The 15,406-nt window shown below is 69.7% G+C and carries 18 protein-coding genes; 12 read left to right on the top strand and 6 right to left on the bottom strand.

The features are described from left to right. Positions 1–161: 161 nt before the first annotated feature. Complete coding sequence (locus AC1Q49_RS09560; RefSeq protein ID WP_492491846.1) at positions 162–1,013, bottom strand: endonuclease domain-containing protein; 852 nt, start codon at positions 1,011–1,013, stop codon at positions 162–164. A 356-nt stretch (positions 1,014–1,369) separates the two neighbouring features. Between AC1Q49_RS09560 and AC1Q49_RS09555 the strand changes: the two genes are divergently transcribed. Further along, complete coding sequence (locus tag AC1Q49_RS09555; RefSeq protein ID WP_492491844.1) at positions 1,370–2,452, top strand: Glu/Leu/Phe/Val dehydrogenase family protein; 1,083 nt, start codon at positions 1,370–1,372, stop codon at positions 2,450–2,452. A 197-nt stretch (positions 2,453–2,649) separates the two neighbouring features. Beyond that, entirely contained in the window at positions 2,650–4,239 is a 1,590-nt protein-coding gene (locus AC1Q49_RS09550) for an AMP-binding protein (protein WP_492491842.1), read from the top strand. 38 nt (positions 4,240–4,277) lie between these two features. Here the strand turns inward: AC1Q49_RS09550 and AC1Q49_RS09545 are convergent, their stop codons facing one another. From AC1Q49_RS09545 to AC1Q49_RS09530, 4 genes are all read right to left on the bottom strand, one after another. Further along, entirely contained in the window at positions 4,278–4,586 is a 309-nt protein-coding gene (locus AC1Q49_RS09545; protein ID WP_492491840.1) for a DUF6510 family protein, read from the bottom strand. Further along, positions 4,583–5,308 (bottom strand): FAD-binding oxidoreductase, encoded by a 726-nt coding sequence (locus AC1Q49_RS09540; protein WP_492491838.1) that lies wholly within the window; start codon positions 5,306–5,308, stop codon positions 4,583–4,585. Before AC1Q49_RS09540 ends, AC1Q49_RS09545 begins: the two co-directional genes overlap by 4 nt. Next, complete coding sequence (locus AC1Q49_RS09535; RefSeq protein ID WP_101305952.1) at positions 5,305–5,898, bottom strand: sulfite oxidase-like oxidoreductase; 594 nt, start codon at positions 5,896–5,898, stop codon at positions 5,305–5,307. Before AC1Q49_RS09535 ends, AC1Q49_RS09540 begins: the two co-directional genes overlap by 4 nt. A 181-nt stretch (positions 5,899–6,079) precedes the next feature. Continuing rightward, positions 6,080–6,646, bottom strand: coding sequence for an NADPH-dependent FMN reductase (locus AC1Q49_RS09530; protein WP_060960027.1), 567 nt, complete (start codon positions 6,644–6,646; stop codon positions 6,080–6,082). 167 nt (positions 6,647–6,813) lie between these two features. Between AC1Q49_RS09530 and AC1Q49_RS09525 the strand changes: the two genes are divergently transcribed. From AC1Q49_RS09525 to AC1Q49_RS09485, 9 genes are all read left to right on the top strand, one after another. After that, positions 6,814–7,146, top strand: coding sequence for a DUF6907 domain-containing protein (locus tag AC1Q49_RS09525; protein WP_101305951.1), 333 nt, complete (start codon positions 6,814–6,816; stop codon positions 7,144–7,146). Positions 7,147–7,230: 84 nt separating this feature from the next. Continuing rightward, entirely contained in the window at positions 7,231–7,512 is a 282-nt protein-coding gene (locus tag AC1Q49_RS09520; RefSeq protein ID WP_060960029.1) for a helix-turn-helix domain-containing protein, read from the top strand. 40 nt (positions 7,513–7,552) lie between these two features. Then, complete coding sequence (locus tag AC1Q49_RS09515) at positions 7,553–8,098, top strand: DEAD/DEAH box helicase family protein (protein ID WP_492491835.1); 546 nt, start codon at positions 7,553–7,555, stop codon at positions 8,096–8,098. A gap of 501 nt (positions 8,099–8,599) precedes the next feature. After that, positions 8,600–8,953, top strand: a complete 354-nt coding sequence (locus tag AC1Q49_RS09510) for a histone-like nucleoid-structuring protein Lsr2 (RefSeq protein WP_101305944.1) — start codon at positions 8,600–8,602, stop codon at positions 8,951–8,953. A 250-nt stretch (positions 8,954–9,203) separates the two neighbouring features. Further along, positions 9,204–9,644, top strand: a complete 441-nt coding sequence (locus tag AC1Q49_RS09505) for a hypothetical protein (RefSeq protein WP_492491832.1) — start codon at positions 9,204–9,206, stop codon at positions 9,642–9,644. Positions 9,645–9,907: 263 nt separating this feature from the next. Then, positions 9,908–11,110 (top strand): MFS transporter, encoded by a 1,203-nt coding sequence (locus AC1Q49_RS09500; RefSeq protein ID WP_492491830.1) that lies wholly within the window; start codon positions 9,908–9,910, stop codon positions 11,108–11,110. Between the two features lie 199 nt (positions 11,111–11,309). After that, a complete protein-coding gene (locus AC1Q49_RS09495) occupies positions 11,310–12,110 on the top strand; it encodes an alpha/beta fold hydrolase (RefSeq protein ID WP_492491828.1) in 801 nt (266 codons plus the stop codon). Between the two features lie 41 nt (positions 12,111–12,151). Next, positions 12,152–13,147 carry an NADP-dependent oxidoreductase gene (locus AC1Q49_RS09490; protein ID WP_492491826.1) on the top strand — a complete coding sequence of 332 codons (996 nt, stop codon included), beginning with the start codon at positions 12,152–12,154 and terminating at the stop codon, positions 13,145–13,147. 61 nt (positions 13,148–13,208) lie between these two features. Further along, the gene (locus tag AC1Q49_RS09485; protein ID WP_492491825.1) at positions 13,209–14,069 is read left to right on the top strand and encodes an alpha/beta fold hydrolase; all 861 of its coding nucleotides are present in this window, start codon (positions 13,209–13,211) and stop codon (positions 14,067–14,069) included. 179 nt (positions 14,070–14,248) lie between these two features. On the opposite strand, the gene AC1Q49_RS09480 is transcribed toward AC1Q49_RS09485, so the two are convergent. Continuing rightward, the gene (locus AC1Q49_RS09480) at positions 14,249–14,881 is read right to left on the bottom strand and encodes a TetR/AcrR family transcriptional regulator (protein ID WP_492491823.1); all 633 of its coding nucleotides are present in this window, start codon (positions 14,879–14,881) and stop codon (positions 14,249–14,251) included. 149 nt (positions 14,882–15,030) lie between these two features. Here AC1Q49_RS09480 and AC1Q49_RS09475 point away from each other — a divergent pair. Continuing rightward, on the top strand, positions 15,031–15,406 hold a 376-nt coding region (locus AC1Q49_RS09475), incomplete at its 3' end, for an oxidoreductase (protein ID WP_492491821.1).

Raw genomic sequence — 15,406 nt, 5'->3', positions numbered from 1 at the left:
CGCCGGCACGCCGGTCCACCGCCGCCCGCCGCCGTCGGCCGGGCGTGACGATCGTCGGAGTTCTGCGCGGCCGGTCGCGCGGCGGCGAGCGACGGACCGCCGCTCGCCCGGCTTCTCCGACGATCGTCACCGTCGCGATCACCCGCGCACCGTCGCCCGCCTCATCCGTGCCGGCGCGCGGCGCGCGTCGAGCCGTGGAGCCCCCGCACTGCCGCCAGCACGCGGTCGCGGTGCCAGAAGATGTCCTCGGCGATCGGCCGGTAGGTGACGTACCCGAGGGCCGCGGCGGCCTGATCCCGGCGGCGGTCCTCCTTCTGCTGCGCCCAGCTCGCGTGGTGCGCCTCGCTGTCGCACTCGACGATCAGCCAGCCGTCGACGAGCAGATCGACCCGCCCGACGCCGGCGATCTGAACCTGGCATTCGACGCGGCATCCCATCTTGCGCAGCAGGATGCGCACGATGCTCTCGCTGCCCGCCTCCGCCGATCGGTCGAGAAACGCCCGGAGCGCGCGGTAGCGACGGGGCAGCATCCGGAAGATCTCGGCCAGGTCGTCCTCGTCGATGAGACGGCGATGAAGCGCCGAATCCAGCGAGGCGATCGTCTCCATCGGTCCCTGGCACCGCGCTGCCGCCGCCAGGGCCTCCACGAGAGGCGCATTCGCCGTGCGCCGCAGACCGTCGCCCGACCAGTGGACGCGCGCATCCGGGTGCACCGGCCGACGCCGTCCCCGCCGCGGATGCACGCGGACGTGCAGCCCGCCTGTGGCGAGCACGAAGACCCCGCGGCGGGCGAGCTCGGACAGGCAGGTCAGCTGACCGCCGACCTCGGCGGCGGCACGCGTCTGCGCGTCGACCTCTCCGGGCAGGTACGCGTCCCTCCGGGCGCGGCAGAGCGACCCCGCGGCGACGGCCTGCTCGATCCGGCGCCACGTCCACCCCTCCGCGTACAGCTCGGCCCGCGACACCACGGGCCACGACACGGGACCCGCGCCCGCGTTCGCCTCTTCTTCCATCCGCCGATCGTGGCGGCTCGCCGTCGTGGGGTGGACCGCGGGCGGCGGAGCCCGTGGAGAGCCCGACTCAGGGCCGCTGGGGAGGAGCCCTCGACGTCGCGGGTCGGATCGTCCGCCCGTCCGCCCGTGACGAACGCCGGATTTTCGGACCGCGAGCCCGGCTGCCACGCTCTGGCGCGGCCCGTCGCCGCGCGGATCCGACGTACGTCACGGCGCGGGCCGCGCCCTCCGGCACGCGGCCGCGGCGGCCCGCAACGGCGCGGCTCGGCTCGACTCGGGGCACAATGGGAGACGGATGCCGTAACGCCGCGGCATCCGCAGAGCACAGCCCACAAGGCCAGCCGAAAGAGGATGCGATGACGCACACCCTGCCCCTGCCCGACTTCTCCCACGAGCGCGTGGAGGTGACGACGGGCCCGCGCAGCGGTCTGGTCATCACCGTCGCGCTGCACTCCTCGGTCCTCGGTTCCGCCCTCGGCGGAGCCCGGATGTGGACCTACCCCCACTGGAGCGACGCCGTCGGCGACGCCCTCCGCCTCTCCGCCGCGATGACGCTCAAGAACGCTGCGGCGGGCTTGGATGCCGGGGGCGGGAAGTCCGTGATCTGCGTGCCGCCCCGCACGGTGCTCGATGCGGGTCGCCGCCGCGCCGCCTACCTCGACCTCGGCGACGCCGTCGAGCGCTTCGACGGCCGCTACCGCACCGCGGAGGATGTCGGTTCGACGACCGACGACATGCTGGTCGTCAGCGAACGCACCTCCCACGTCGTCGGATTGCCCGACGCGGTGGGCGGCTCCGGCGAGCCGGCCGGTCCGACGAGCCTGGGCGTCTACGAGTCGCTGCGCGCCACCCTCGAACAGGTCGCGGGCTCCCCCGATGTCGCCGGACGCCGCATCACCGTCTCCGGGCTCGGACAGGTCGGCAGCCGTCTGGCCGTACGCCTGAGCGCCGAGGGCGCGCAGCTCACGGTGACCGACGTCAACCCCGCCAAGCGCGACCTGGCGACCGAGCTGGGCGCCCGCTGGGTCGAGCCCGGTACGGAGCACCTCATCGAGGCCGACGTCTTCGTCCCCGCCGGCATCGGCGGCCTCCTCGACGACGAGGTCATCGATCGGCTGTCGGCCCGCGCCGTCTGCGGCCCGGCGAACAACCCCCTCGCGGATCGTTCCGGGGCGGATCGACTGGCCGCTCGCGGCATCCTCTACGCTCCCGACTTCGTCGTCAACGCGGGCGGCGTCGTCTATCTCGACCTGGAGGCCAAGCGGCTCGGCTCCCGCGCCGAGATCATGGACCGGGTGAGCGCCATCGGCGACACCGTGCGGGCGATCTTCGCGGATGCCGCGGCGCGCGGCATCACGCCGCTGGATGCCGCGGAGGAGCGGGCCGCGGAGCGTCTCGCCGCCGGCCGCAGCGCCCAGCACGCGGACGTCTTCGCCTGACGGCCGCCGTCCGGGCGCCGCTCCGCACGAGGGGCACCCGGGCACCCCTGCCACCCGGGCACCCCTGCCACGCGGACACGACTGGCACGCGGTCTCTTCCTCCGAGAGACCGCGTGTCGGATCCGCCCCCTCCAGTGGCATGATGGACGCACCCGGCAGCGTGGCCGGGGATCGCCGTGCCGTCGAAGGAGACCGCCGTGTTCACCAGCCCCTTCCCCGATGTCGAGATCCCGGACGTCAGCATCTACGACGACCTGTTCGCCGGGCTCACCGACGAGGATGCCGCGCGCATCGCGCTGATCGATCCCGCCGGCGGGGCCGAGACGACGTACGGCGCCCTCAAGGCGCAGGTGGACGCCTTCGCCGGCGCTCTGGCGGCGCGCGGCGTGGACGCCTCCACGGTCGTGGGGCTGCTCTGCCCGAACGTCCCGGCGTTCGCGACGGTCTTCCACGGCGCTCTCCGCGCCGGCGCGACCGTGACGACGATCAACTCGCTGTACACGGCCGGCGAGATCGAGAAACAGCTGCGCGACGCGGGCGCGACGTGGCTGTTCACGGTCTCGCCGCTGCTGCCCGCGGCGAAGCAGGCCGCGGAGGCCACCGGCATCCCCGTCGAGCGCGTCGTGGTGCTGGACGGCGCCGAGGGCCACCCCGACCTTCGCCAGCTGCTGGGCGAAGGACGTCCGGCGCCGCAGATCGAGATCGACCCGGCGACGCACGTGGCGGTCCTCCCCTACTCGTCGGGAACCACCGGCATCCCCAAAGGGGTGATGCTCAGCCACCGCAACCTCGTCGCGAACGTCGCGCAATGCCGCATCAACATCGATCTGAAGAACACCGACCGCGTGCTCGCGGTGCTGCCGTTCTTCCACATCTACGGCATGACGGTGCTGTTGAACCTCGCGCTGAAGCAGCGCGCGACGCTGGTCACCATGCCGCGGTTCGACCTCGTGCAGTTCCTCACCAACATCCAGACCTACGGTTGCACCTACCTCTACATCGCCCCGCCGATCGCGGTCGCGCTGGCCAAGCACCCGATCGTCGACGAGTTCGACATCTCGACGGTGCACACGGTGTTCTCCGGCGCGGCTCCGCTCGACGGCGAGACGGCCGAGATCGCGGGGCGCCGCCTCCACGCGCGCATGATGCAGGGCTACGGCATGAGCGAGCTGAGCCCGGTCTCACACGCGATGCCGTACACGCGCGACGACATCCCGGTGAGCTCGGTGGGCACGATCCTGCCCAACATCGTGTGCAAGCTGGTCGACACCGAGACCGGCGAGGAGATCACGGCGATCGAGGAGGACGGGCGCACGCGTCCGGGCGAGCTGTGGGTGAAGGGGCCCAACGTGATGCTCGGCTACCTCAACCAGCCGCAGGCCACGGCGGAGACGCTCGACGCCGAGGGCTTCCTGCACACGGGCGATGTCGCGGTCTACCACGAGGGCGGCTACTTCTCGATCGTCGACCGGGTGAAGGAGCTGATCAAGTACAAGGGCTATCAGATCGCCCCCGCCGAGCTGGAGGCGCTGCTGCTGGGGCACCCGAAGATCATGGATGCCGCGGTCATCGGAGTGCTCGACGACGACAAGCAGGAGATCCCGAAGGCGTTCATCGTCTCGGCGCCCGACTCCGGGCTGACGGCGGAGGAGGTCATGGCCTTCGTCGCGGAGAACGTCGCACCGCACAAGAAGGTCCGCCGCGTGGAGTTCGTGGAGGCGATCCCGAAGTCGACGTCGGGCAAGATCCTGCGCAAAGATCTGCGCTCGCGCGAGCGGGGGGCCTGAGCCGCACCGGATGCCGCGCCGCGCCCGTGACGGCGCGGCTACGCCGACGGTGCCGTCCGGATCGCGGCGAGCGCCGCGAGGCGGATCTCGACGGTGCCGCCGGCCGTCGAGACCGACATCAGGGTGTGCGTGCAGCCGCGGCAGCGGACGATCGCGACCTCCGCGTCGCGCTCCACCCGGGCCTGCGCCAACGGACGCGCGTCTGCGCAGTGTCCGCACTCGAGGGTGAGCACCGTGGCGTCGTCGGCGAAGACGGTCGAGAGCACGCCCGCGAGCGCGTTGCCGTCGACCATCGTGGCGGTCCGGTGGGCGTCCGTCGACGTGTCGTCGTGGTCGTGCGTGGTCATGCTGCGCCTCCGAATCGCTCGGTCCGCACGCGTTGCGGAGCGTGCCCGATCTGCACGAGGGCGTCTGCGACCGTCTCGACGAACGCGGTCGGGCCGCAGACGTAGACCAGCGGGCGCTGCTCCGGCGGCACGCACCGCTGCGCGAGCTCGTCGAGGCGGACCCTTCCGGCGGGCCGAGGCCACCCGTCCGGCGTCGCGCGGGTGTAGACCCAGTCGATCGCGAGGAGAGGGCCGCTCAGCCGCAGAAGATCGTCGGCGTACATCGCGTCGGCCGTGCTCCTCGTCGAGTAGAGCAGTCGGAACGGCGCCTCGTTCGCGGATGCCGCGTGCGCGCGCACCATCGCCAGAAGGGGGACGATGCCGGATCCTCCCGCGATGAGCTGCACGGGTGCGGGCTCGTCGCCGCGCCAGACGAAGTAGGCGCCGAGCGGCCCCTTGACCTCCAGGAAATCGCCGGGGCGGATGTCGCGGACCAGGTACGGCGAGACCTCGCCGTCGACGATCTCGTCGACCGCGAGCTCCACCGTGGTGCCGGTCCCGACGCTCGCCACCGAATAGGAGCGCTCCGCCTGGTACCCGTCTTCGGCGGTCAGCCGCACGTCCAGGTGCTGGCCGGCGAGGTTCCCGGGCCACCCGGGCACGTCGAGCAGGAGCGAACGCGAATGCGCGGTGAGCGGGGCGACCGCGGCGACGTGTGCGGCGAGCCAGCCGGAGGCGCTCACCAGTACCGTTCCTCCCGCCAGGGGTCGCCGTGGAGGTTGTAGCCGTTCTGCTCCCAGAATCCGGGATCGTCGTGCTCCTGGAGGACGAGTCCGCGCACCCATTTCGCGCTCTTCCAGAAGTAGAGGTGCGGCACGAGCAGCCGGGCCGGCCCGCCGTGCTCGGGGGCGAGCTGCTCACCCTCGAACTCGACGGCGACCCACGCCTTTCCTCCGCGCAGCTCGTCGAGCGGCACGTTCGTGGTGTAGCCGCCGTAGGAGTGCGCCATCGCCGAGGGCGCTGTCGTCTCGATGCCGGCGAGGAGGGTGTCGAGCGAGACGCCGCGCCAGTGGGTGCCGAGCTTGGACCAGCGGGTGACGCAGTGGATGTCGGTGCGGATGTCCTCCACCGGCAGTGCCATCAACTCCTGCCACGACCACGACGTCCGCTCCCCGGACTCGGTCACGATGCTGAACTCCCACTCCTGAGTGCTCACCCGCGGCGTCGGGCCCGCCGAGAGCACGGGGAAATCGTCGGTCAGGTACTGCCCGGGTGGAAGCTGCGGCTCCGATGCGCGACGGCGTGCCCCGAAGCCTCTGCTGAACTCTGCCATGGTGACCTCCCGGGGGCAATCTACTCCGGCGGCGGCGCCCACGGCATCGACATCTGTCGTCGATCCGCCACTGCGCGGCCGCGGGCGGGACGGCGCGTGTCGACGGCGCGAGACGGCGAACGGCGCCCGCCGGGTGGGCGGGCGCCGTTCGTCACGACGCGCGGTGGGCGCGACCGTCAGATCACTCGACGGGGCTGAGCGACTTCGCGATGTGCGTGTGCACGGCCTTCAGCCACGACACGAGGAACTCGGCGGTCGACTCGTCGGTGACCTCGCCCTCGTCGGTGATCAGGCCGTCGCGCAGGTGGATGTACGCCTCGGGCTGCGACAGCTCGGGCGAGGCGAGGAACGAGAGGATCGAGCGCAGGTGCTGCTGCGCGACGGCGGTGCCGATCGCCCCGATCGAGGCGCCGATGACGGCGGACGGCTTGCCGGCGAAGCTGTTCTGGCCCCACGGGCGGCTGGCCGTGTCGAGCGCGTTCTTCAGGACACCGGGCACCGAGCGGTTGTACTCGGGCGTCACGATGATGACGGCGTCCGAACCCTCGATCGACGTCTTGAACTCCGCGGCCGCGGCGGGGATGGCCGCGTCGTTGTCCGCCGAGTAGAACGGCAGGCCCGCGATGGGAAGCTCCGTGAGCGACAGGCCGGCCTGGGGGGCGAGGCGCACGAGCGCGTTCGCGAGGCGGCGGTTGATCGAGGTCGACGAGATGCTGCCGATGATGATGCCGACGTTGTAGGTGGTCATGGCGAGAGTGCCCTTCCGGATTGAATTCAACTGAATGAATCCTATCGACTCTTGCCGCATGCGGACGCCACGGCGGTGCCGTCGGGACGAGTGCGACCCCGCATGTCGGAGGCATGTCGTTCAATGGACCCGACGGCCTGTGCCCTGCCGGAACCGAAAGGGGCGCCATGACGACCGAGCGACCGGAGCCGACCGCGGAGGCCTGCCCGCCGTGGTGCGTGGAAGACCACGCCCTCCACGACCTGCCCGACGACCGTCGACACCAGTCGGAGCCGCGGTGGATGCCGGTGACGAGCCTCCGGCGCCGCTTCCTCCCCGGAGGTGAGCTGCGACGGGATGCGATCTCCGAGGAGGCCTGCGTCCTCGCGGTGCGCTACCTGGCAGACCGCGAGACCTGGGTCGCGATCGCCACCGAGACGCGCCAGATCGAGCTCACCCCGGAGAGCGCTGCACGGCTTCACGCGGAGCTCGGCGCCCTCTTGGCGCGACTGGCGCCCTGACGACGGAAGGCGCCCTAGGGTATCCCAGAATTTCACCGATTTAAATTGGTTCACACCAACTCTTATCCCTTCCACGCTTGAGGAATGAGTTCCGGCCTCGCCTCGTCCCCCGAGTGGGCGACGTTCGCGCGAGACCTGGGAATGCAGTTGCGTCGCCTCCGCGCCCTCCGTGGACTGACGCAGGATCAGATGGCCGAACGCGCCGAGATCTCCCTCTACGCCTACCAGCAGTACGAGCGCGGGAGCACGACGAAGGGCGGGCCTGCGACGAATCCTCGACTGGCGACGATCGTGGCTCTCTGCCATGCGCTCGAGGTCGACATGCAGGAACTGCTCCCGCCGCTGCCCGCGCAGCCCACTCGCTAGCGCCCGCCCCGGGGCTGCGGCGACGCGGTACTCTGCCCCCGTGCGAATCGTCGTCTCCGGGACCCATGCCAGCGGCAAGAGCACGGTGATCTCGGATTTCACGCGGCGGCATCCGGAGTTCACGGTCCTCCCCGATCCGTTCGAGCTGATCGACGAGATGAGCGACACGCCCTCGGCCTCCTCCTTCGCCGCACAGCTGCGTGTCGCGGCCGACCGGCTGACGGACCGGCCGCACCGGGGACCGCTCATCGCCGAGCGCGGACCGCTCGACTTCCTCGCCTACCTGCTGGCCCTCGCCGAGATCGGTGAGGCTCGGATCGACCGCGAGACGCTCGAGAGGGCGACGCAGCTCACCTCGGAGGCGCTCGAGACCGTCGACGTGCTCGCCATGATCCCGCTGGCCGCGAGCGCTCCGATCCACGTCGGCCCCGACGAGCACCTCGAGCTGCGCCAGGTCACGGACGACATCCTGATGGAGCTCATCGACGATCCCGACCTCGTGGGCGACCGCCTTCGCATCACCGAGCTGTCCGGCACGCCCGCCGCGCGCCTCGCGGCCCTGGAGTCCGCCGCCGCCATCCGCTGAGCGGCGGGACAGCGCCGCCCAGGGAAGATGAGGCCTGGGTGGTGGGGTCCGCGAGCGGCGCCCACCCCGAGTGCGACGCACGGGGCTGTGCCCGGCGACGGTTCGGGCGACGCATCCCCCAGGATTCGTCGGCACCCAGGCTGCGGCAGGCAGGCTCAACCACCGCCGCAGTCTTCGAGCAAAACAGACCGACGGTCGGGATGCGAGGCGTACAGCCGATTCGGGGCCGGATTTACGCGCTTCCACCTAGTGCGGCGCCCGAAAGGAAAGAAAGCAAGGCCCATCCAATGGGGCTCGCCCCGCGGTGTCTGCACGTGGCATTCACCCGACCGCGATGTCACCGCGCACCGAATCGGGAACGCTCGCCGCGGCGCCGGGAAAAAGTTGTCAAGGGGCAGGGGAATGAACCGCTTTCACTCAAATGAGTGAGTAGGCTTTTCCGCAGACGGGTCGATAACCCGACTGCCCAGCGCCCCATACAACCTGAGAGAAGCCCCACTCATGGCACAGAAAGTCATCGTCGAGCTCGTCGACGACCTCGATGGCACCCCGATCGCACACGGTAAGGGCGGCAGCGTGAGCTTCGCGCTCGGCAAGAAGTCCTACGAGATCGACCTTTCCGACGAGAATCTCGCGAAGCTCGAGGACGCACTCGCGCCTTTCATCAGCGCTGCACGCGCATCCTCGCCCGCGACGAACGGCGGCGCACGGCGAACCGGTGCCCGCTCATCGCGAAAGGCCTCCGGCAAGGACCTCGGCGTCGTTCGTGAATGGGCGCGCGCCAATGGTCACACCGTGAGCGAGCGCGGACGCGTTCCCGCCGCCGTGCTCGAGGCGTACACCGCGGCGCACTGATCGGATTCACGCGCACGACACTGTGGGCACCGCTGGGAACGATCGTTCTCATCGGTGCCCACAGTCGTTCCTCGCCGAACGGGACGATATCCGCCAGGATTCTCCTCACGACGCGGAGACGCGAGAACGGAGTGACCCGTTGAGCTCTGAGCACGCCACACCGCACCGCGCGCGAGACGGGAGCAGGGCGCAGGAGACCGGTCGTGGCTCGTCGACGACAACGCAGCGGGGTGCCTCCCGGCGTGGAGTCGTGTGGATCGCCTGGGCTGTCGCCGCGATCGCCGGAGCGGCAGGATTCCTCGCCACATTGCCTGACTGTGCATTCTCGGCCGAACTCGCGGCATCCATGGCACGACCGGCGACGATTCTGGCGTGGGTGATGCTATTCACTGCCTCGTTCGGCTCCACCGGCCTGATCGCGCATCTCCTCGGTCGCCCCCACCGCGGCGGCGCGCCGCGGACGATCCTCGTGTGCGTGCTCGCAGCCGGGTGCGGCGCCTCGGCGATTGTCATCCCTGCGGGCGTGCTGGGGTTCGCGATCTCGGAGCATTCCCCGAGCTGTGCACTCGGTCCCACGCCCGTGGCGCTTGTCGTCTTCTTCCTCGCCGGCGCTCTGCTGCTTGTCGCGGCACTCGTGTGGCTCGTCGTGGCTTTCCTCGCCCGCGCATTCCATTCGCCGGCATCGCTCTAAGACAGAGGCATCGCGTGACCCCGGGCGACGGGTCATCACCCGGCCGGCGTTGCGCAGCCCTTCAGCATCATCACGTCGTCCTCTCACCGGAGAGGACGACGTGCTCGAAATGCTCGACCAAAGTGTGGGATTTCGGCGGGGACGTTGACGCCGTATTCGGGCGGCAATAGCCTGCCTCCCACGGCACACCGGCGACACGGGCGAGGAACTCGAGAATTGACGGCAATCGCCACAAATGTCAGGCACTCGGGTCGGAGGAGCCCGTGATTTCCGACGTCGCACGATTTCGCGCGGGGCGGGCCTTCACCTCCGCTGGTGGGGCCGCGACCGAGGTCCTCGCGCCTCTCATCCTCGTGTCGACACTCGGCGGGACGCCTGCCCACGTCGCGGCCCTGTTGGCCGTGATGCTCGCGACGAGCATGCTTCTACGGATTCCGCTCGCGGTCTGGGCCGACCGCAGCCGCAGACACGTGAGGCTGATGATCCTGACCGCGACACTGTCAGGACTGTGGTCGACGGTGGTACCGATCATGTGGTCGGTCGGAGCACTGTCCCCCGTCACCCTGATCGCCTGGCTCGCGGTGAACGTCCTGCTTCTCACTGCGCTGTCGGTTCTGGGTCACGGTGTCTTGAACCACCTGACCGAACCCGAAGACCGCGTGCGACAAGTCGGCCTGTTGAGCTCGGCGACCAGTACCGGCGAAATCGTCGGCCAGTCGGGAGCACCCCTTCTCATCGCCCTCATGCCGGCACCCCTTGCGCTGTTGATCGACACCGTGGCCTCGTGGATCGCAGCATTGTCGTGGACGAGGATCCCCGATGTCGACGCGGATCCGGCGGAGGAGCCGCGGCCCTCTCTGAGGCTCATCGCCCGGCAGTTGTCGCGCAACCGGACGCTGTGGATCGCCGCCGCGGCCGGCCTGTTCTCCTCGCTCACCGCCCCCTTGGGCGTCTACTACTTCGTGAACACGCTGGGCGTAGACCCTCCGCTGCTCGGTCTTGTCGTGGCGACGGGCGCACTGGGCGGCATCACAGGGGGCGTCGCGCTCGGTCACCTCTACGCCCGCTGGAGCACGGCGACGGTCGTCGTGATCGGACTCCTGACGATGGGACTCGCCACCATCGGTGTGGCCCTCGCTCCTGCGAACAGTCCGTGGACATACGTCGCACTGGTGGCGATCGAGTTCTCGACCGCCTTCGGCGGAACGCTCGTGATGGCCACCCTCTACGGCGAGCTGCAATCGGGAGCGGGAAGCCACGACGTCGCACGCACGATGTCGTCGGCCAGTTTCCTCGTCGAAGCGACCGGCCTCGCAGGCCTCGGCGCTGGAGCACTGCTCGCTGCATGGCTCCCGATCCCCGCGGCGTACGCGATCGCGGGCGCGCTGACCGTGATGCTGGTCATCCCCGCCGCGACGGGGCAACGGCGCGTCTCGCGCGAGGACGCGCCGCGATCGTCACGATGACCGAAAGCGAAGAGGCGAGACCGAACCGGACCGCCGCATCACATCGCCTCCTTGACCTCTGACTGAGTTCAGTCAATAATGAGTGTGCTCGCAAAAGCGAGGGCTGCACAATCCTCATCGGACCCCGGGAGCACATATGGCCACGGGCTCGCGCGGCGACCGCCGCAGAGCGTCCATCATCGACGCCAACACGCGGATAGTGCACGTCGACGGGGCCGACATCGCTTACCGCGAGATCGGATCGGGCGACCGGCCGCCTCTCGTGGCTTTGACGCATCTCGGCGGAAATCTGGATGCGTGGGACCCCGAGGTGATCGATGCGCTCGCGCAGGATCGCCGGGTCATCGTGCTCGGCTACCGCGGCGTGGGTCGATCGACCGGCCGGGTGCGGGACACCTTCGACGACATGGCCCGCGACACCATCGCCGCCGTGCTCGCGCTGGGCCTCAACCGCATCGACCTCTTCGGCCTCTCGATGGGAGGCATGGTCGCCCAAACGATCGTCGAGGAGGAGGCGACCCTGGTGGACCACCTCGTGATGTCCGGAACCGGCCCGCGGGGCGGCGCCGGCCTCACCCGGATGACGGGCGTCATGCTCCGCGGCATCGCGCGCAGCGTCATGACCGCGCGCCCCGCGACCTCCGTCCTCTTCTTCCCCCGCACAGAGAGCGGGACGCGTGCCGCGGCCGCGTATCAACGCCGACTGAAGCGCCGCCGCACCGACCGCGATGCGGCCGTCACCCCGGGCGTCATGCGCGCACAGCTCCGCGCCGTCGCGCGGTGGGGAGCCCAGCCCGGCCCAGCCCACGAGCGGATGAGCACGCCGACGCTCACCTTCCACGGCGAGGACGACATCCTCGTCCCGGTGGCCAACGCGAACCAGCTGCGTACGGCGTTCTCCGCTCTCGATGTGGTGACCTTCCGGCATGCCGGGCACGGCGTGGTCTCGCAGCACCGCGACATCGTGACCGGTCGGATCCAGTCCTTCCTGCGCGCCTGACGCAGTGCCCGAACCTCTCTCCCAGAACAGGAAATCTCGACATGCGTGCATTCGTCATCGACGGCTACAAGAAGCCCCTCCACGAGGCAGACGTCCCCGAGCCGACCGTCGGTCCGAACGACGTCCTCATCGCGGTGGGTGCGGCCGGACTCAACAGCCTGGACGAGCGGATCCGCGTCGGGGACTTCAAGGCGTTCCTCCCGTACCGACCGCCGTTCACGCTCGGCCACGATGTGGCCGGGACGGTGATCCGGGTGGGCGCGCAGGTCCGCTCCTTCTCGCCCGGCGACGAGGTGTTCTCCCGGGCGCGCGACCATCGGATCGGAACCTTCGCGGAGCGCATCGCGGTCGATCAGGCGGATGTCGCCCGCGTTCCCTCGTCGGTCGATCTCGTCGAAGCGGCATCCCTTCCCCTCGTCGCCCTGACCGCGTGGCAAGCTCTCGTCGAGAAGGGCGGCGTGAAGGCCGGTCAGAAGGTCCTCATCCACGGAGGGGGCGGCGGTGTCGGAACGATCGCCATCCAACTGGCGAAGCATCTCGGTGCGGAGGTGGCGACGACCGCCTCGGCGAAGAACGCGGAGTTCGTGCGGTCCCTCGGCGCCGACATCGTGATCGACTACGCCAGCCGGGACTTCTCGGCAGAGCTGTCGGGGTACGACTTCGTGCTGGACAGCCTCGGCGGCGAGAACCTGACGAGGTCGCTGCGCGTCCTGCGCCCCGGGGGCACGGCCGTCGGCATCGCCGGCCCGCCGACACCCGCGTTCGCCCGGCAGATCGACCTGAGCCCGGCCCTGCGTCTCGTGACCGGCGCGCTGAGCAGGAGGGTGCGCGGGCAAGCGAAGAGACTCGGCGTCACCTACGAGTTCCTCTTCATGCGCGCCGACGGCGAGCAGCTGCGGGCCATCGCCGAACTCGTGGACGCCGGTGCGATCCACCCGATCGTGGGCGCCACGTCCCCCTTCGACGATGCACCGAAGGCTCTCGCGTCGCTGCACCGCGGTGGCATCCGCGGAAAGTCCGTCCTCCTCGGCGCGTGATTCCCTTCCCACCGCCCACCCGCGCCCCTCACACTCACCATCGAACCCAAGGACGTCTCCCATGAACGAAACAGTCAACACCTCGTACGCCCACGCCCCCGCGAAGACCGTCGCGGTCGGCCCGGACACCTTCGCCTACCGCGAGCTCGGCCCGAAGGAGGAAATCCCCGTCGTCTTCTTCGTCCACCTCGCCGCAACCCTCGACAACTGGGACCCTCGCATCATCGACGCGATCGCGAAGATCCGTCACGTGATCACGTTCGATCAGCTCGGCGTCGGTGCGTCCAGCGGCCGCGTGCCCGACACCCTCGATGAGGCCGCCGATGACGCCTACCGGTTCATCACGAGGGGTCTCGGCCTGAAGAAGATCGATGTGTTCTCGTTCTCGATGGGCGGGATGATCGCTCAAGACCTCGTGGTGAAGCACCCCGACCTCGTTCGCGGCCTCATCCTCACCGGCACGGGTCCGCGCGGCGGCAAAGACATGGACAAAGTCGTCGGCACGACCTACGGGGACATCCTCCGGTCGGTCCTCACGCGCTCGGACCCTAAGGAGTTCCTCTTCTTCGACCGCGACGCCCAGGGTAAGAGGGCCGGAAAGGCGTTCATCGGGCGGCTCAAGGAGCGCACCATCGACCGCGACAAGGCGATCTCCACCAAGGCGTTTCGCACACAGCTGAAGGCCATCGTGAAGTTCGGCCGCTCCGCACCGTCCGACCTCTCGGTAATCTCATCGCCCACGCTCATCGCCAACGGCGACAACGACCGCATGGTCCCCAGCATCCTCTCGGAGGACCTGCACCGCCGCATCACCGGCTCCGAGCTGATCATCTACCCGAACTCCGGACACGGTGGCATCTTCCAGTACTGGGAGGAGTTCGCGCCGGTCGCCGCGAAATTCCTCACCGACGTTCGGGCATGACACCATCTTCGGGGTCAACGTCTTCGACACACCGATGGCCGCGCACGCCGGCGGCGACGGGCTCGAGGCCGATCGCTTCGAAGTGCTCGCAGACGAGGCCACCCGGCAGGTGCGAGCCGGGCCGTGGGCCCCGTCAGGCGGACGCAGCGAGAGCGGCGCGATCACGAGGCGGGTGCAGGCTACGTGGTCGGCACGCACGTCTCGCCCTCGACGCCGGAGAGGATCGCCGTGACCTGAGCGCGGACGATCGCGAGGATCTCGTCGACGCTCGTGTCCGCCGTCGGTGCCGAGGCCATCGCGACCACCAGCCCGGAAGAGATCACCCGCGCCAACACAGCCGCATCGGCCTCGCTGCGACCGGCGCGCGTGACGATCAGGTCAATGAGGGTCTGCTCGCTCTCGCTGACGACCCGGAGCGCCTCCGCGTGGTGCGGCTCCGCCGCGTCACCGAAGATCATCTCCCGCAGGTATGTGCGGCCGTTGTCGACCTGCGTCCGGTTGCACGCGACGACCGGCGCCAGCAGCGCGAGGACACCGTCGATCGCTCCGGATGTGGCAGCCGCGGCGCTGCGACCTTCTTCGAGGGCTCGAGAGTAGTGGGCGTTCTGCACGAGGAGGAGCAACTCCCCCTTGGTCTTGGCGTAGAGGAAGAGGGTGCCGGTGCCGATGTCTGCGGCGTCGGCGATCTCCTGCGTCGTGACGTCATCGACGCCGCGCTCGGCGAAGAGCGCGCCGGCCGCAACCATGATGCGCTCGAGTTTCTCCTGCTTGTTGCGCTCGCGACGCCCCACGGGCGGTGAGGTCGGTGACATCTTCGCTCCTCCGGGAATGAATACTGAGTGGCCCCGGTTATGAGCGTAGTCACTAACGTCATGGGCCTCTTCGATTCTCCCATCCTCGACCCGGTGACGACCTGTCCCACAACACCACCTGCCCCACAACACAAGGAACGACACTCACGATGACTCTCGACGCTCTCTGGCAGCCTTTCGCGCTCGGTCGCCTCGAACTCCCCCACCGCCTGGCGCTCGCACCGATGACGCGCAACCGAGCAGATGCCGACGGCACCCCCGGCGACTTGGTCGCCGAGTACTACGGCCAGCGCGCATCGCTCGGGCTGCTCATCACCGAGGGAACCCAGCCCTCCGCGGACGGCCAGGGATACGTGAACACCCCCGGAATCTACACAGACGCGCACATCGCCGGCTGGCAGAAGGTCGCCGACACCGTGCACGACGGGGGCGGTCACCTCTTCATCCAGCTCATGCACGTGGGCCGCGTCTCCCACCCCGACAACACCCCCCACCACCGCCAGCCCGTGGCGCCGTCGGCTATCG

Source organism: Microbacterium sp. MPR-TSA4 (assembly GCF_058792815.1).
Note: the sequence above shows the minus strand (reverse complement) of the source record. Positions and strands in the feature narration are given on the sequence as shown.

Coding starts and splice junctions, on each gene's coding strand:
- AC1Q49_RS09520 (WP_060960029.1), top strand. CDS start 7,231: ATGAGTTCCGGCCTCGCCTCGTCCCCCGAGTGGGCGACGTTCGCGCGA.
- AC1Q49_RS09535 (WP_101305952.1), bottom strand. CDS start 5,898: ATGGCAGAGTTCAGCAGAGGCTTCGGGGCACGCCGTCGCGCATCGGAG.
- AC1Q49_RS09530 (WP_060960027.1), bottom strand. CDS start 6,646: ATGACCACCTACAACGTCGGCATCATCATCGGCAGCATCTCGTCGACC.
- AC1Q49_RS09545 (WP_492491840.1), bottom strand. CDS start 4,586: ATGACCACGCACGACCACGACGACACGTCGACGGACGCCCACCGGACC.
- AC1Q49_RS09525 (WP_101305951.1), top strand. CDS start 6,814: ATGACGACCGAGCGACCGGAGCCGACCGCGGAGGCCTGCCCGCCGTGG.
- AC1Q49_RS09490 (WP_492491826.1), top strand. CDS start 12,152: ATGCGTGCATTCGTCATCGACGGCTACAAGAAGCCCCTCCACGAGGCA.
- AC1Q49_RS09510 (WP_101305944.1), top strand. CDS start 8,600: ATGGCACAGAAAGTCATCGTCGAGCTCGTCGACGACCTCGATGGCACC.
- AC1Q49_RS09480 (WP_492491823.1), bottom strand. CDS start 14,881: ATGTCACCGACCTCACCGCCCGTGGGGCGTCGCGAGCGCAACAAGCAG.
- AC1Q49_RS09560 (WP_492491846.1), bottom strand. CDS start 1,013: ATGGAAGAAGAGGCGAACGCGGGCGCGGGTCCCGTGTCGTGGCCCGTG.
- AC1Q49_RS09485 (WP_492491825.1), top strand. CDS start 13,209: ATGAACGAAACAGTCAACACCTCGTACGCCCACGCCCCCGCGAAGACC.
- AC1Q49_RS09555 (WP_492491844.1), top strand. CDS start 1,370: ATGACGCACACCCTGCCCCTGCCCGACTTCTCCCACGAGCGCGTGGAG.